Origin of the sequence: Candidatus Magnetobacterium casense (assembly GCF_000714715.1) — a bacterium.
In the GTDB taxonomy this organism is placed as follows: domain Bacteria; phylum Nitrospirota; class Thermodesulfovibrionia; order Thermodesulfovibrionales; family Magnetobacteriaceae; genus Magnetobacterium; species Magnetobacterium casense.
The window spans coordinates 14763-31147 of record NZ_JMFO01000021.1; the positions used below are offsets into that span (position 1 = coordinate 14763).

The window sequence follows — 16385 nt, forward strand, 5'->3', positions numbered from 1 at the left end:
TCAAGGGGACTTCTTTCTGGCCGGGGTGCCTCACCCCTCCCCTTGCAGGGGGGTCTGAGGGGGGGCGGAGCCGCCCCTTTCTTTCTTGCGTAAAAGTATGGTTACCGTGAAATATAAAGAGGATACTCCCTTCTTTCTTTTTTTAGGTGGTGAACTATTTACGAAAGAAGGAGGGCGGCTCCGCTATTACAGCGACGTCACCGCACCTCCCAGACCTCCCCTCTACTGAGTCCACCAATCAAGCTCAAGTGCTTTCGTGACAAAGCCGCCACCGGTTATATTGGCGCCGTCCATGAGCCAGATATAGACGTCGCCGTTATTGGTGTCTTGCAAGAGAACGTCGGACCTGGCATCGCCGTTGAAGTCTCCCGTTGTCAGGATTTGCCAGTTACCCGATAGGCCACGTGTTACGTAATTACCACCTATCGTCAGACCATCCATCAGCCACATGACAACGTCGCCTGATGCCGTCTCTTGCCACAGCACATCGACATCACCATCGCCGTCAAAGTCGCCAATTGCCTTTATTTGCCAATTACCCGGAATGTCCTTAGCGACAAAACCACTACCGGTTATATTGCTGCCATCCATGAGCCAAACGTAGACGTCACCATTAGCGGCCTGCCAGATCATGTCGCTCTTGCCGTCTCTGTTGATGTCTCCCACTGCCTTGAGCGTCCAATCCGAGGGGATACCCTTTACGACATAGTCGCCACTTTTTATACTAACACCATCCATAAGCCACACCGCCACGTTGCCGTTATTGGTGCCCTGCCACAGGACGTCTGTCTTGCCGTCGCCATTTAAGTCTCCCACTGCCTTGAGCGTCCAATCCAAGGGGATACCCTTTACGACATAGTCGCCGCTTTTTATACTGGCACCATCCATGAGCCACACCGCCACGTCACCGTTATTGGCGCTCTGCCAGAGGACATCGCTCCTGCCGTCGCCATTAAAGTCGCCGATGGCCTTGATTTGCCAATCCAGGGGTACATTCCTGATGACATAGTTGCCCTGGGATATACTCAATCCGTTCATCAACCAGATAACGACGTCGCCCGTCTTTGTGTTGTACCACAGGATGTCGCCTTTACCATCGCCGTCAAAGTCCTTTCTGACATGCGAAAAGACCGTGTTATTGCCGGCACTCTTATCAAACCTGGCGGTGACATTCCTTGCTGCGGACATAGTCACCGTACACGTTGAACTTGTCCCCGTGCAGTCATTGTTCCAGCCGGAAAAGGTTGAGCCGGAGTCTGCCGTTGCTGTAAGGGTCACCTGGGTGGACGCCGATTGCGTATAGTCGGCCATGCACGTGCCGCCGCAGTTTATCTTGCCGTCTGAGCTTGTCACAGTGCCGGTCCCTGTGCCCAACTTCGATATGGCCAGATCGACTGAGTCACTAACCTGCCCCTCCTGCGTCACCGTAAACGTCTTCCCTGCTATGGTCATCGTGCCAGTGCGTTGGCTCGTGGACGTGTTTACCGCCACGGTATACGCTACGGTGCCATTTCCATTGCCGGAACTGCCGGAGGTGATTGTTATCCAACTATCATTGCTTGTCGCCGTCCATGAGCAAGCGGTGTTTGCCATCACGCCTACGCTGCTGCTGCCACCGGAAGAGGTGAAGGTCTTGTTCGTTAGGGTAAGCGTATAGTTCGTACATGTCGGAGCGCCCTCCTGTGTTACCGTAAAGGTCTGTCCGGCTATGGTCATTGTGCCGGAGCGTTGGCTCGTGGAACTGTTTATCGCCACGGTATATGCTACGGTGCCATTGCCATTGCCGGAGCTGCCGGATATGATTGTTATCCCACTGACGTTGCTTACCGCCGTCCATGAACAACCGGTGTTTGCCGTTACACTTACGTTGCCATTGCCACCGGAAGAGGTGCCGGAAGAGGTGAAGGTCTTGCTCGTTGGGGTGAGCGTATAACTTGTACATATCAGTGTATCAAACGTCGCCGTCACATTCTTTGCCTCAGACATCGTCACCTTGCAGACGGAACTCATCCCGTATTCGGTGCTGCAGTTGCTGCTCCAGCCGACAAAGATTGAGCCGGAGTCTGCCACTGCGGTCAGGGTTACCTGGGTGTTGGGGTCAATATTAGCAGTACACTTTGTGCCACAACTAATACCACCGAAATTGCTTGTAACTGTACCACCGCCTGTACCGTTTTTGGTTACGTTGAGGGCGTATTGCACTGCATATGAAGTACTGGCTGTCATGATAATACCTTTTGCCGAAATAGAGGTTATCGAAACACCGGAACTGCTCCCGTTATAGAGCTTGCTGTTTGCCGGGCTTGACGTATCGGTGAACGTTTTTGCGTTGCCGGCGTACCACAGGTCGGTTGGGGAACCATAACCCTCCTCAGTGCCATCGGCCTCAACGAGGTCAACCTTGCGGTGAGTGTCTGTTTCGTTGTTCTCAACGTTATCATCTATGTGAAATATAGCCAAACCTCCAGAGTCTTTTCCTAAGCAGTCCTCTAAGCCTATGTCGTAACCTTGTGGTTGTCTGTTTTCAACCAGGAAGTATTCGTTTGCAAGACTGGAGGCGGCCTTATACACCGTGTTAGAGGCGGTGGCTGACGAGTCCCCAATGGCGGTAAAAGCAAGGTTTCCCGGTGCAATATAGGCGTCTATCCAACCAAAGGTTGATCTGACCCATGCGCTGGGCAATACCGGTGCTGTACCAATATAAGCATCCGTAGAGGCCTTCGTCCACATCCCGGTAGACATTACACAAAAACAACCAATGCCGTCTGAAGAGTAATCTCGATCATAGAGGTCTGGCAGTACAAAGATCAAGTGTCCCATCTCATGTACCATGATACCCAGAGGGGCTCTGTGCTTGTCGCTTACAGTGTTCTGGTGTACCTCGCCAAGCATCACATATCCCCCTGCTTCGTTATGGTAATCGCCAACGTAAACACCATCTACATATGGTGTTGTTGTCCCCCCCAGACCCCCTTTATGTGCACGTACGCTTGGTATATAGTTGGCGCTGTAGACAGCTTCATACCCTGCTACTATGACGACTACGGCAAGTTCGTATCCATCAACGTAGCCGTCATGATTGGTATCATATGGGGCAAAGTCTACATACGGGTCCGCTGCCAGGATGGCGTCGCGTGCAATGTCAAGGTATTGAAGCCCTCCGGTTACACCCGTATTGGGGTGGTTATAGTTCAACGTTAACCATCCCACCACACCATTGTTGGCAGTTCCAAAGGATTCATTGGTCGGTGATAACGTTACCTTACCGTTAGACGCCTTGTAATAATAGTCTTTCACCCTGTTTGTCAGGTCATATGCAAACTCACTCTCGGTGTAAGTACCCTTTATATCATTAAACTGCACCAGGATAAAGAGTACTTTACCGTTAAACGTCCCATGTGGAGCAGCAGCCATTGCCTCCTGCGTGTTTTTATTACGCATCATTTCTCTATCATGTAATGGTGAGATGTGTTTGATCAGCCCTTCCGGTTCTTCGTGTGCGCGTATTGAGCTTAACACGGGTTTGTTGTCGGCGTCATACCCTGTGACATAGCGCCAATAATTATCGCTGCCCCTGGCAATTGTATACCCACTGACCGTCTCCATCCAAAGTGCCCGCTCATCCCCACGAAGGACTCCCATAACTATACTGCCATCGGGTTGTTCTAACTCGCTGACACTTAGGATTAGCCGGAGCTGCAAAAGAAAGAGCCGTAATACCAAGCGCAAAGCATAAGACTAACAGCATCAGCCATTTTTTCCCATTACGTAATGACATATCCGGCATATTTTTTGGCTTTGTAAACATTGTACACCTCGAAACTTTAAACAATATCTGCCGCGTTCGTTGTGGCAGTATGTGGCAGGTCAATGACGCCGCCTTGTTTAACAAGGAGGGCGGCTTCGCTATCACAGCGACGTCACCGCGCCTCCTCAGACCTCCCCTCTACTGAGTCCACCAATCAAGCTCAAGTGCTTTCGTGACAAAGCCGCCACCGGTTATATTGGCGCCGTCCATGAGCCAGATATAGACATCGCCGTTATTGGTGTCTTGCAAGAGAACGTCGGACTTGGCATCGCCGTTGAAATCTCCCGTTGTCAGGATTTGCCAGTTGCCCGGCAGGCCACGTGTTACGTAGTTATCAACTATCGTCAGACCATCCATTAGCCACATGGCAACGTCGTTTGATGCCGTCTCCTGCCACAGTACATCGACATCACCATCGCCATCAAAGTCGCCAATTGCCTTTATTTGCCAATTGTCAGCAATACCATTAGCAGCAAAACCACCACCGGTTATACTGCTGCCATCAATGAGCCAGACGTAGACGTCGCCATTAGCGGCCTGCCAGATCATGTCGCTCTTGCCGTCACTGTTGATGTCGGTCACCGCCTTGAGTGTCCAATCCGAGGGCATACCCTTTGCGATATAGTCGCCGCTTTTTATACTTGTACCATCCATAAGCCACACCGCCACGTCGCCGTTATTGGTGCCCTGCCACAGGACGTCTGTCTTGCCGTCGCCATTAAAGTCTCCCACTGCCTTGAGCGTCCAATCCGAGGGGATACCCTTTACGATATAGTCGCCGCTTTTTATACTGGCACTATCCATAAGCCACACCGCCACGTCACCGTTATTGGCGCTCTGCCAGAGGACATCGCTCCTGCCGTCGCCATTAAAGTCGCCGATGGCCTTGATTTGCCAATCCAGGGGTACATTCCTGATGACATAGTTGCCCTGGGATATACTCAATCCGTTCATCAACCAGATAACGACGTCGCCCGTCGTTGTGTTGTACCACAGGATGTCGCCTTTACCATCGCCATCAAAGTCCTTCCTGACATGCGAAAAGACCGTGTTATTACTATTTTTACCATTTTTATCAAACTTGGCGGTAACATTCCTGGCTGCAGACATCGTTACAGTACACGTTGAACTTGTCCCCGTGCAGTCTTTATTCCAGCCGGAGAAGGTTGAGCCGGAGTCCGCCTTTGCCGTCAGGGTCACCTGCGTGGATGCCGATGACGTATAGCCGGCCGTGCACGTGCCGCCGCAGTTTATCTTGCCGTCTGAGCTTGTCACAGTGCCGGTCCCTGTGCCCAACTTCGATATGGCCAGATCGACTGAGTCACTAACCTGCCCCTCCTGCGTTACCGTAAACGTCTTCCCTGCTATGGTCATCGTGCCAGTGCGTTGGCTCGTGGACGTGTTTGCCACTACGGCATACGTTACGGTGCCATTGCCGTTGTCGGAGCTGCCGGAGGTGATAGTTATCCAACTGACGTTGCTTACCGCCGTCCATGAGCAATCCGTGTTTACCGCCACGTCTACGCTGCCGCTGCCACCGGAAGAAGTGAAGGTCATACTCGTTGGGGTAAGCGTATAACTTGTACATGTGGGTGTATCAAACGTCGCCGTCACATTCTTTGCCTCAGACATCGTCACCCTGCAGATGGAACTCATCCCGTATTCGGTGCAGTTGCTGCTCCAGCCGACAAAGATTGAGCCGGAGTCTGCCGTTGCGGTCAGTGTTACCTGGGTGTTGGCGTCAAAATTAACCGTACACGTCGCACCACAACTAATACCACCAATGTTACTTGTCACTGTACCACTGCCTGTACCGTTTTTGGTTACGTTGAGGGCGTATTGTATTGTGGTACCTGATGTACTGGCTGTCATGATAATGTCTTTACCCGAAATAGAAGTTATCTCAAAACCGGAACTGCTTCCGTTATAGAGTTTGCTGTTTGGGCTTGACGTATCGTTAAACGTTGTTGCGTTGCCGGCGTACCACAGGTCGGTTGGGGAACCATAGCCCTCCTCAGTGCCATCTGCCTCAACTAGATCAACCATGCGATGGGTATCGGTGTCGTTGTTTTCAACTTTATCGTCTATGTGAAATATTGCCAAACCTCCAACGCCGCTTTCTAGCCATCTCTCTAAGCCTCTGTCGTAACCCTGCATCTGTCTGTTTTCAACCAGAAAGTATTCGTTCGCAAGACTGGAGGCGGCCTTATAAACCGTATTAGAGGCGGTGGCTGAGGAGGCACCAATGGCGGTAAAGGCAAGGTTTCCTGGTGCAATGTAGGCGTCTATCCAACCAAGGGTTGACCTGACCCATGCGCTGGGTAATACCGGTGTTGTACCACTGTAAGTATCCGTAGAGGCCCTCCCCCAACTCCCTGAAGCCATTAGACAAAAATAACCAATGCCGTTTGAAGAGTAATCTGTATCGTAGAGGTCCGGCAGTCCAAAGATCAAGTGTCCCAGCTCATGTACTATGATACCCAGAGTGGCTTTGTGCTTGTCACTTGCAGTTTGCTGGTGTACCTCTCCAAACTGCGCATATCCCCCTGCCCCGGCATGATAATCGCCAACGTAGACACCATCTACCGTTGGTGGCGATGTCAAAACCCATTGATGTCCCCACACATTTGGCGTATATTTGCTGCCGTAGGAGGCTTCATACCCTGCTACTATGACAACTACGGCAAGTTCACTTGAATCAACGTAGCCGTCATGATTGGTGTCATATGAGGCAAAATCAACATATGGGTCTGCTGTTACTATGGCGTCGCTTGTAATTTCCATATTCCTGGAGTCTGTACTTTGACCCGTGTCCGGGTGGTCATAGTTCAACGTTACCCAACCCACAACACCATTGTTGGCAGATCCAAAGGATTCATTGGCCGGCAATAACGTTACCTTACCGTTAGATGCCTTGTAATAATAGTCTTTAAGGTCGTTTGCCAGGACACTTGCAAAATCACTCTCAGTGTAAGTACCCTTGATGTCATTAAACTGTACCAGAATAAAGAGTACTTTACCGTTCAACGTCCCATGTGGAGCAGCAGCCATTTTCTCCTGCGCGTTTTCATTACGCATCATCTTTCTGCCGCGTAATGGTGAGACGTGCTTGATCAGACCTACCGGTTCTTCGTGTGCGTGTATTGAGCTTAACACAGGCTTGTTGTCGGCGTCATACCCTGTGACGTAGTACCAATAACCATCGCTACCCCTGCTAATCGTATACCCTCTGACCGTTTCCACCCTGTTTGACCACTCATCCCCACGAAGGATGACCATAACTATACTGCCATCGGGTTGTTCTAACTCGCTGACACCAGGATTAGCCGGCGCTGCAACAGAAAGAGCCGGAATACCAAGTGCAAAGCATAAGACAAACAACACCAGCCATTTTTTCCCATTACGTAATGACATATCCGGCATATTTTTTGGCTTTGTAAACATTGTACACCTCGAAACTTTAAACAATATCTGCCGCGTTCGTTGTGGCAGTATGTGGCAGGTCAATGACGCCGCCTTGGTAGTGTCAAAATAGAATACCTTAATACGCTAACATTGCGCCTGATTATTTATCAAACAAAAAAGGTATCCTCCAGGGCAATCGCATTTGAAATTTTGACGCGCTGTCAATACTCAACCTTAAGAGATTGTCTGAACTATGATTAAACGGATGAAAGGATTTACAAGATAAGATTTATCGCCATTGATACATCATTATGCTTTTTTTACCCAATCCTGACAATCCCTTAATCTGTTAAATCGTGGTTCAGACAGTTTTCGTCAAATGCGATTGCCCTGCCCTTGTAATAAATTTGTGTTTACTATGTGCCATCTTATAGTGTATACTATAGCGTTAAGTCATTGGATACCGTAAGGTTATAAAGTGGCGCTTGAATGTAGAAGAGAACACCTTAGGTCTGGTTAATCCGATACATAATGAAATATGATAAAAACTTATGAAGGAGTAAGCAATGGGTAATGAATACAAGCTGCCGGAGCGGTTTTTTTTAGAGTAGATGCTGAAAAGTCTTATAACTGAGTTCTTTGGTGATCTACTTGGAGAAGGGGCAGTGTGGTTAATGATCTGGAAGCATAAACCCTACTACATTGCCGGCTTTGTGCTATTTCTGGTGGCGATGGTCGTTATCGTCTCTGCCAGGGACGCCCTGGCCAGGAGGACAAGGCTGTTGGGCATTGTGCGCTACGGTTTTCTGTTGACGGCCTTTGTATACGTTGGCCTGGTACTCAAGGCACAGCCCACGACAACCAACCTCGTCATCCCCATTAACAGCGTTGCGGTGGAGCATCAGTTCCCCATTGAGCTATTTATGATGGAGCCGTTTATACTTCTGACGTTTCTGTTTATCGGACTGAGCGTGCTGCTGTGGGGCAGGGGGGTGTTTTGTGGCTGGATGTGCCCCTATGGGGCGATGGTTGAGCTACTGAGCGGGATTGTCAGGGCGATACGTGAAAAACTGCCGTCGCTGCTGCCCCAAAAACTACATGGAAGGTTGTTGTATGTACGTTACGTCGTGTTCTTTGCCATCATCGGGGTATCGTTTTACAGCTTCATGTTGTCAGAGTACATGACCGAGATTGAGCCGTTTAAAACGCTCGTGCTAAGGCTTAACAGGCAGTGGTATTTTGTGGCATACTTTGTCTTTCTGACGGTTGGGTCGGTGGTGTTTTACCGGTCGTTCTGTCAGTATCTCTGTCCGCTGGGGGCGGGTATATCGCTGCCGTTGTTTTTGAGGTGGCTGCCGTTGATAAAGCTCAAGAGGTATGAGTTTTGTTCAACGTGCAAGATATGTTACAAAGACTGCATGGCTGGCGCTATAACGACCGATGGCGTCATTGACCCGCGCAGTTGTCTCTACTGCCTGGACTGCCAGGTAAACTACTGGGATAACAGGCGCTGTCCTGCCTTGATAGCACAAAGAATGAAGAAAGAAAAGGAAAAGAAGGGGGGCGGCTCTGCCCCCCCCTCAGACCCCCTCCGCAAGGGGACCAGTCCCCTTGACCCCGTTATGGGGTTGTTGATCATTTTGGCGGTTACCTTTGTCTCTCCAGCGTATTCTATGGCTGCGGGGAGGACGTTGATTGTTGGCGAAAAGGGTGGTGGCGCAAAATATACTTCAATAGCGTCTGCCATCAAGGATGCTCGTGACGGCGACACTATAGAAGTTCTGGGGGGAAAATATGAAGAACATCTCAAGATCGACAAGGCCCTGTACCTCAAGGGGATAGACAATCCAACGATTTTTGCAAAGAACGGGCACCTGGTTATTATCACCAGTCCTCGTGTAACGCTTGAGGGGTTTACTCTGACCTACGATGGCACGGAACTTGGCACCGACGACACGGCTATTGCTATAGCCCGGTATGCCGATGACGTTGTGATCAAAAACAACACGCTGTTAAACATCATGTTTGGGATACGAAACCTTGAGGGGATCAATATAAGGATCGAAAACAATACGATAAGCGGCATTGAGAAGTTTGACGAAACCAATCGTGGCAACTGCATGAGCTTTACGGGCAGTTTCAAGGCCGTCATTACGGGCAACACACTTACCAATTGTCGCGACGCAATGTACCTGGAGGTCTGCCACAACGCCACAGTCACGGAAAACAAGATATCCAGGTGTCGTTATGCAATTCATACGATGTGGGTGGATGCGGGGGATTTCAGCAGGAATTCGGTATTTGACAACCTCGTCGGCATGGCGATCATGTACACGAAAAACTCAAAGATCAACGGCAACACATGCGTTGGCAACAAAACACACGGGGTGTTGTTAAATCAGACAGTACGCAGCGAAATAAATAACAACACCGTTGTCAGCAACACAAAGGGGATGTTCCTGTACAACTCCATAGAAAATATGATAACCTCAAACCTGATCATGAACAACAACATGGGGCTGCACAACTGGGGCGGCTCAGAGGAAAACGCCATCCACCAGAACTCCTTTATCAGAAACGAGGTACAGGTAAAGTACGTTTCGGCCAGGAACCAACAGTGGGATGACAACTACTGGAGCGACTACCTGGGCTGGGACCTCTCCGGTACCGGAAAGGGAGACGTTCCATACGAGTCCAACACGGTGATAGACCACATATTCTGGAGGTATCCGATGGCAAAGCTCTTGTTTGCAAGCCCTTCGTTGCACTTTTTGAAGATGCTTGAGAAACAGTTTCCAATAATTAACGTACCAAAGGTGATCGACAACATGCCCGCAATGCAGCCCTTTCACGCCAATTGGAAGGAGCTTTTGGAGGGCTATGCCAAGTACGTACCGGCAAAGTATTATGGTGATGTCGAAAAACTTGTAAACATGCCAGGAGGGGCGTTCTGATATGCTGAACTTTCAACAGGTGTCCAAGAACTACGCCGAGGTCAGGGCGGTTGATGCCGTAACGTTTGAACTGCGAACCGGTGAGGTGTTTGGCCTGGTCGGTCCAAACGGCTCCGGCAAGTCAACGCTCTTGAAGCTGATGCTCGGTATTATAAAGCCTTCTGCGGGGCAACTCCTGGTCAACGGTCAGGCGCTCTCTGAAAAGGACTGGCAGTCCTTCAGAAAGACGATAGGGTTTATGCCCGAACGGATATCCTTCTATGACAACCTCACGGGCGCTGAGACGCTAAAACTGTTTGCCCGCGTCAAGGGTGGCAGCGTCGATAGCATCACCGACATCCTTGACAAGCTCCTCTCCAAAGATGCCCTCAACCGCCGGGTCGGAGGCTACTCAAAGGGGATGAGACAACGGTTGAACCTTGCCCAGGCACTGGTCAACACCCCGTCTCTGTTGGTGCTGGATGAGCCGACATCAGGGCTTGACCCCATCGGTACACGAGAACTCTACGAAATCATAGACAGCGTCAGAAAGGTCAGACCCCTGACCGTGGTGCTGTCATCTCACATACTGGCCGAAATCGAGGACAAGGTCACGCGCGTGGGCGTGATGAAAAGCGGTGAACTAAAGGCGTGCGGCACCCTCGATGAACTCTACGAAGGCTTCAATCTGCCGCTGAAACTATACATCGCCCTCAAGGACAGGAACTCGCACCTGGAGGAGATACTTAACAGGGATGGTGCCGTCAACATCTCCTACAGGGATAATCACCTGATGGCCGACCTGCCCAGGGAACACAAGTTCAGGGTGCTGTCGTCCATACTGGAGCAGAAGAGTCTGTTTGTCGATTTCTCCGTGAGGGAGCCAAATCTCGAGGAGGTGTTCTTTGGTATTCACTGATGCCATGCGTGCCATTGCCCACAAGGAGGTCTCCGACAAGCTCAAGAGCAAGTGGGTGGGGGTCATAACCGTAGGATTTGCTCTCTTTACGCTGATTATAGCGTACTTCGGCACGGCCACCACTGGGGTCGCCAGCTTCAGAAACATGGAGGCCACAATCGCCAGTCTAACCTCGCTGGTTATCTACTTCATCCCCCTGCTGGCGCTGACCCTGGGTGGCGGGGTGATCGCCGATGAGCGCGACCGCCATACCCTGGAATTCTACCTGGCCTCTCCCATTTCGGTAACGGAGTTTCTGACGGGCAAATTCGTTGGACTGGCCATTGCCCTTACGCTTCCTGCCGTGCTGGGGTTTGGCCTATGCGGTGTCGTCCTGGTCGCCAAGATGGGGATCGGGTCGCTGGGCAGCTATCTGGTCTTTATCCTGAATTCCGTGATCCTGGGGCTGGTGTTTCTGAGCATATCGTTTCTGGTGTCGGTTGTCTTTTACGAAAGGAGCAAGGTCATAGCCTTTACGATATTCCTGTGGCTGTTCTTTACGATACTCTATGACATGGGCCTGATCGGTGTGTTGATAGTAACAAAAGGTGTGCTGAGTCCAAAGATATTTTCGGTGCTGTTGATGCTAAACCCCGTTGACGTATACAGGATACTAAACTTTGTTACCATCGGTAAGTACATGATATTTTTGGGTATGTCCTCGGTGGATCTGCCGTCTTTTATCAAGGCCCCCGTGTTATGGGTCATTTGCCTGATGTGGATATGTATACCCCTGTTGTTGAGTTACAGATTTTTCAAGAAACGGTACCTGGAATAATAATATGATTATAATGAGCATTAGAGTTAAGAATGAAGGGGTCAAGGGGGCTGGTCCCCTTGCAGGGGGTTCTAAAGGGGGGCGGAGCCGCCCCTTTCTTTTTACCTTACGGTACACGGAATCGGAATAAAAGAAACTGTCTAAAAGCAAGGATGTTGTGCTATAATAGAGTCTTAATAAAGACATCAAACGTAAGGAGCCGATAAAAAATTGTGCTGGAGGCGTATTAAAACAAACAGGTAAGGTATACCCTAAAAGATATAAAAAAAAGCGGTTGAAAGGTTGTTTTGACAATATAGAAATACAAACTCGATTTTCAGGAGGTAATAATGCTGAAGAATATGACTGTTTTTAAACGAATGTTATCGTTAGGAGTAGCAATAGTAGTTTTGACTATTGTTATGTTTTTTTCAGGTTATCTGAGTGTTATCAACCTGTCATCGACAATTACTGCTATTAATAAAGATGGTGGATTTGCCGGCACACGCCATCTTGCCACTGCACAGAACGCCCTGTGGCAGCTTAGATACGGTTTTGCACAATATTTGGCCATACCGGAGCCGGCTTCACGGAAAAAGATAATAGATGAAAGTCCAAAATGGCTTGCTGTGGTGGACGAAAACTTAAAGCTCTATGCCGAGACAAAACTCAGTGATGAAGCAAGGGCAACTTTAAAGGAGCTGACTGACGTTTTTGCGCAATACAGAGAAGCACGCCCAAAATGGTTTGAACTAATGGAAGCCGGTAAAATAGAAGAAGCTGCTGCGTTTCGTGCAAAGACAACCACTCCCTTCGGTGCAGGAAGTGTCAAGGCCCTGAGTAACCTGATAGAGATACAGGCAAGGGACGTTGACTCTACAATAAAAAATGTTGGTGTTAGTGGAAATAACGCTTCGATTAGAATGTTAATTGTCGGCATCATAACCATTATCTTAACGGTTATTTTGATATTGTGGGTAACAAAAACTCTGCTTGGACAATTAGGCGGAGAACCTCAATATATAGCAGATATTGCCCAAAGTGTGGCAGACGGAGATTTAGCAATAAAGTTTGAGACCGTGAACAAATCCGAAACTGGAATCTTGCTGGCGATCAAACACATGGTTGAGAGGTTGGGACATGTTGTTACGGATGTTTCTTTGGCTTCAGATCGTGTATCATCGGCGAGCCATGAGTTAAGCTCAAGCACTGGTTTGATGTCAAGTGGCGTATCTGAACAGTCATCCAAGGCAACTCAGATAGCAACATCGGCAACAGAGATGTCACAAACCATAATGGATATAGCAAAAAACGTATCAGAGATTTCAACCTCATCAAACGATACACTAAAACTAGCCCGAAACGGAGCGGTGATAGTTAAAAAGTCAATAGATGAAGTAAAATCAATAGCGGATACCGTAAATGCCTCCGCTCAATTGATATCTTCACTTGGGGATCGTTCAAAACAGATAGGAGACATCATCAGTGTAATTAAAGACATAGCGGATCAGACAAACCTCCTTGCCTTAAACGCGGCCATAGAAGCCGCACGTGCCGGAGAGCAGGGCCGGGGGTTTGCCGTGGTAGCCGATGAGGTGAGAAAGCTGGCCGAGAGAACCGGAAGCGCGACAACGGAGATTGGCAAAATGATAACGGCCATTCAAGTGGAAACCGAAAAGGCTGTAACATCAATGAATGGCGCAACCAACATGGTTGAAGTGGGCGTAGACCTCTCTACTCAAGCAGGTGAGTCATTGAATGAAATAGTCAACAGTATTAGCACATTGCAACTAATGGTTCAGCAAATAACATCAGCCACAGAGGAGATGTCAACCGTGTCGGAGACAATAACATCTGATATAGAAACGGTGGCAACTGTATCAAAGGAGACTATGACAACCGCACAGCAGATAGCTAATTCCTCAAATGAGTTGTCAAAATTATCCTCTGAGTTACAAGATGTAATATCCCAGTTCAAGCTTGAGAACAAGGGCGCAAGACACAATAAGTCCTTAAGATTAACCTAATGGATTTATTAATCAATATAAATACATGAACAGAATATATTTATAAAGTTATGATTGAGTATATAATGGGGTCAAGGGGACTGGTCCCCTTGCAGGGGGTTCTAAAGGGGGGCGGAGCTGCCCCTTTTTTTCCCTTCTTTTCCCTTCTCTTGCAAAAAAAAACGATGGAGGATTTGAATAGTGAATAAGTTTGTTAGTTGGTTTGTTGTAGTTGTATGCGTGTTTTTGTCTACAGGCAGGGCACAAGCATACGACGCAATGGAGGTCAAGGACGCCTCTACGATCAAGGGTGTGGTGAAGTACTCTGCAACCTCCCCCAAGGATGACGCCATAAGCATCACCAGAGATGAAGAGACGTGCGGTAAGAGCCAGGAGTCGGGTGAGTATATGATAACGGACATGCGTGTGAAAAATGCGGTGGTGTGGCTGGAGAATGTCAAAAGCGGTAAGCCCCTGCCAAAGACACCCGTAGCAATTACATTCAAAAAGTGCAAGGTAGACCCCCTTGTAAACGTAGGCTTTGTAGGCGGAGAGTACGTCTTTAAAAACGACGACCCCCTGCTGCACACCATTCAACTGAAACTCGGCCTTAAGTACCAAAAGAAACTATCCGGCAGGCCGCTCACCGATGGTTCAACGATATTAAACCTGGCGCTGGCAGATAAGGGCACGGAGATCAGGAAGTCTATAAAAGCTGCCCACCGTTACACCAAAGAAACAGGTTTTATAACCGTCAAGAGCAATGCACATGACTGGATACGCGGTTACGTGTTTGTCTTTGACCATCCCTACGCCGCCGTAACCAATGACAAGGGTGAATTTGAGTTCGACGGTCTGCCTGCGGGGGAGTATATCCTCAATGTCTGGCATGAGGGGCTTGGGACAATTGGAATGCCGGTCAGAACGATAGCCGGTCAGACCAGCACCGTGGAGACAGACCTGGCGACAAAGGATAAGCAAGCAGCACAGGTTACGACTCAGGCGGCACCCCAGATAGCGCCAAAGACAGAATCTCCGGCACACAAAGCAGACTCGCCAAAAATAGAGTTCAAGGAGACCCGCCATGACTTTGGCTCCACAGAACAAAAGAAAGCCGTTAGCCATAAGTTTGAGTTTGTCAATACGGGTACGGGAAAGCTCATCGTCAACAAAGTCGTACCCGGCTGAAGGCGTTGCACAAGTGCCTCTGCCAGTTCGGCGGAGATAGGACCCGGAGAGAGTGGCTTCATAACTGTAACGTATAGTGCTGATGATCCCCTTGGCAAGACTATCAGGGGCGTTGAGGTCTGGACGAACGACCCCGACAAGGCAATGACTACCCTGATTGTACATGGAGAAGTCGTTGCGGTAACAGACAAAGAAAAGTGATAAGGATTAGGATTGAGCATTATGGGGTCAAGGGGACTGGTCCCCTTGTGGGTGGGTCTGAGGGAGGGCAAAGCCCTCCCTTCTTTCCTTCTTTTTTTTGTACATATTAATTATGGATAGGTACTTATGATAAGCAGACGCAACTTCCTGATTGGCTGCCTTGCCGGTGCTGCTGCGTTCTGTCTGGGCAGAGGGGATGGCCATGCCGGTGGCGTAAACGATGCGCAGGTCAAGTCCCTTACGCTGAAGATCAGGTATACGACGGAGTTCATGCGCTGCCCCAAGGATGAGAACGTTGGCATATGGTTGCCAATCCCCCCTGACGATAAGGAACAGGAGATAACCGGCCTGGCGCTACAGTCAAGGCTGCCGTTTAAAAAGTACGACAAGCAACCGAACAAGGTCTTCTATTGCCAGAGTCGCAACATACCCAAGGGCGAGCGGATAACCATCAACTACACGATAAGACGCACCAATGTCGGTACCACTGAGGGCAAGGACGATGACCCCAGGCAGTACCTGACCCCCTCGGAGTGGGAGAAGTGGGACGACAATATCACGCAGTACGTTGACGCCACGGTTGGCAAGACCAATGATCCGGTTGTCATAGCAAGAAAGCTCTGCGACGGCATCATCCAGCGGACGGCGTACATGCCCAAGGTGTGTACCCGCGGGTTCAGCACGCTGGCCTTTGAGGAGAAGTCCGGGCGCAACGACGACTTTAATGCCATGCTGCGGTCAATGCTGATGTACAAGGGCATTGCTGTTAAGTGGCAGCAGGGTATGATGTTGCCCTATCCCTCAGAGATGAAGAAGACTGGACAGATCGAAGCCGACTGTATAAATGCCCATAGCTGGCTCATGATTCACATCGGCAGTGGCAAGTGGATGCCCGCAGACGTATCGGAGGCCAAACAACGCCCCGACCTCAAGGATTTCTACCTCGGCAATCTGACGCCAAACAGAATACGGATGTCCACCGGACGGGGGCTGACCCTCGATCCGCCTCAGCAGGAAATACTCAACACCTTTTCATACACACATGCAGAGGCAAACGGTATCCCGCTGATCTATGGGCATAACTACAAGAACTTCATACAGTATGAGCTACTGAAGCTGGAGAAATAAG

The 16385-nt window shown here is 49.5% G+C and carries 8 protein-coding genes; 6 read left to right on the plus strand and 2 right to left on the minus strand.

Translation table 11 applies throughout. The features are described 5' to 3' along the window. Positions 1-222 precede the first annotated feature (222 nt). Together Mcas_RS16850 and Mcas_RS11155 are read right to left on the minus strand one after the other, a co-directional pair. Positions 223-3606, minus strand: coding sequence for a M6 family metalloprotease domain-containing protein (locus Mcas_RS16850; RefSeq protein ID WP_052567237.1), 3384 nt, complete (start codon positions 3604-3606; stop codon positions 223-225). A gap of 340 nt (positions 3607-3946) precedes the next feature. Continuing rightward, the gene (locus tag Mcas_RS11155) at positions 3947-7252 is read right to left on the minus strand and encodes a M6 family metalloprotease domain-containing protein (RefSeq protein ID WP_040335624.1); all 3306 of its coding nucleotides are present in this window, start codon (positions 7250-7252) and stop codon (positions 3947-3949) included. 635 nt (positions 7253-7887) lie between these two features. On the opposite strand from Mcas_RS11155, the gene nosD reads away from it, so the two are divergent. The 6 genes from nosD (at position 7888) to Mcas_RS11185 (ending at position 16384) form a co-directional block, all read left to right on the plus strand. Next, positions 7888-10167 carry a nitrous oxide reductase family maturation protein NosD gene (gene nosD / locus Mcas_RS11160; protein WP_040335625.1) on the plus strand — a complete coding sequence of 760 codons (2280 nt, stop codon included), beginning with the start codon at positions 7888-7890 and terminating at the stop codon, positions 10165-10167. A gap of 1 nt (position 10168) precedes the next feature. After that, positions 10169-11065 carry an ABC transporter ATP-binding protein gene (locus tag Mcas_RS11165; protein ID WP_040335626.1) on the plus strand — a complete coding sequence of 299 codons (897 nt, stop codon included), beginning with the start codon at positions 10169-10171 and terminating at the stop codon, positions 11063-11065. Further along, the gene (locus Mcas_RS11170; RefSeq protein ID WP_052567239.1) at positions 11052-11882 is read left to right on the plus strand and encodes an ABC transporter permease; all 831 of its coding nucleotides are present in this window, start codon (positions 11052-11054) and stop codon (positions 11880-11882) included. Before Mcas_RS11165 ends, Mcas_RS11170 begins: the two co-directional genes overlap by 14 nt. A gap of 329 nt (positions 11883-12211) precedes the next feature. Then, positions 12212-13888 (plus strand): methyl-accepting chemotaxis protein, encoded by a 1677-nt coding sequence (locus tag Mcas_RS16855; protein ID WP_052567241.1) that lies wholly within the window; start codon positions 12212-12214, stop codon positions 13886-13888. A gap of 399 nt (positions 13889-14287) precedes the next feature. Beyond that, entirely contained in the window at positions 14288-15256 is a 969-nt protein-coding gene (locus tag Mcas_RS19060) for a DUF1573 domain-containing protein (RefSeq protein ID WP_337833069.1), read from the plus strand. Between the two features lie 126 nt (positions 15257-15382). Continuing rightward, positions 15383-16384, plus strand: a complete 1002-nt coding sequence (locus Mcas_RS11185) for a transglutaminase-like domain-containing protein (RefSeq protein ID WP_040335628.1) — start codon at positions 15383-15385, stop codon at positions 16382-16384. The last annotated feature ends 1 nt before the right edge of the window (position 16385 follow it).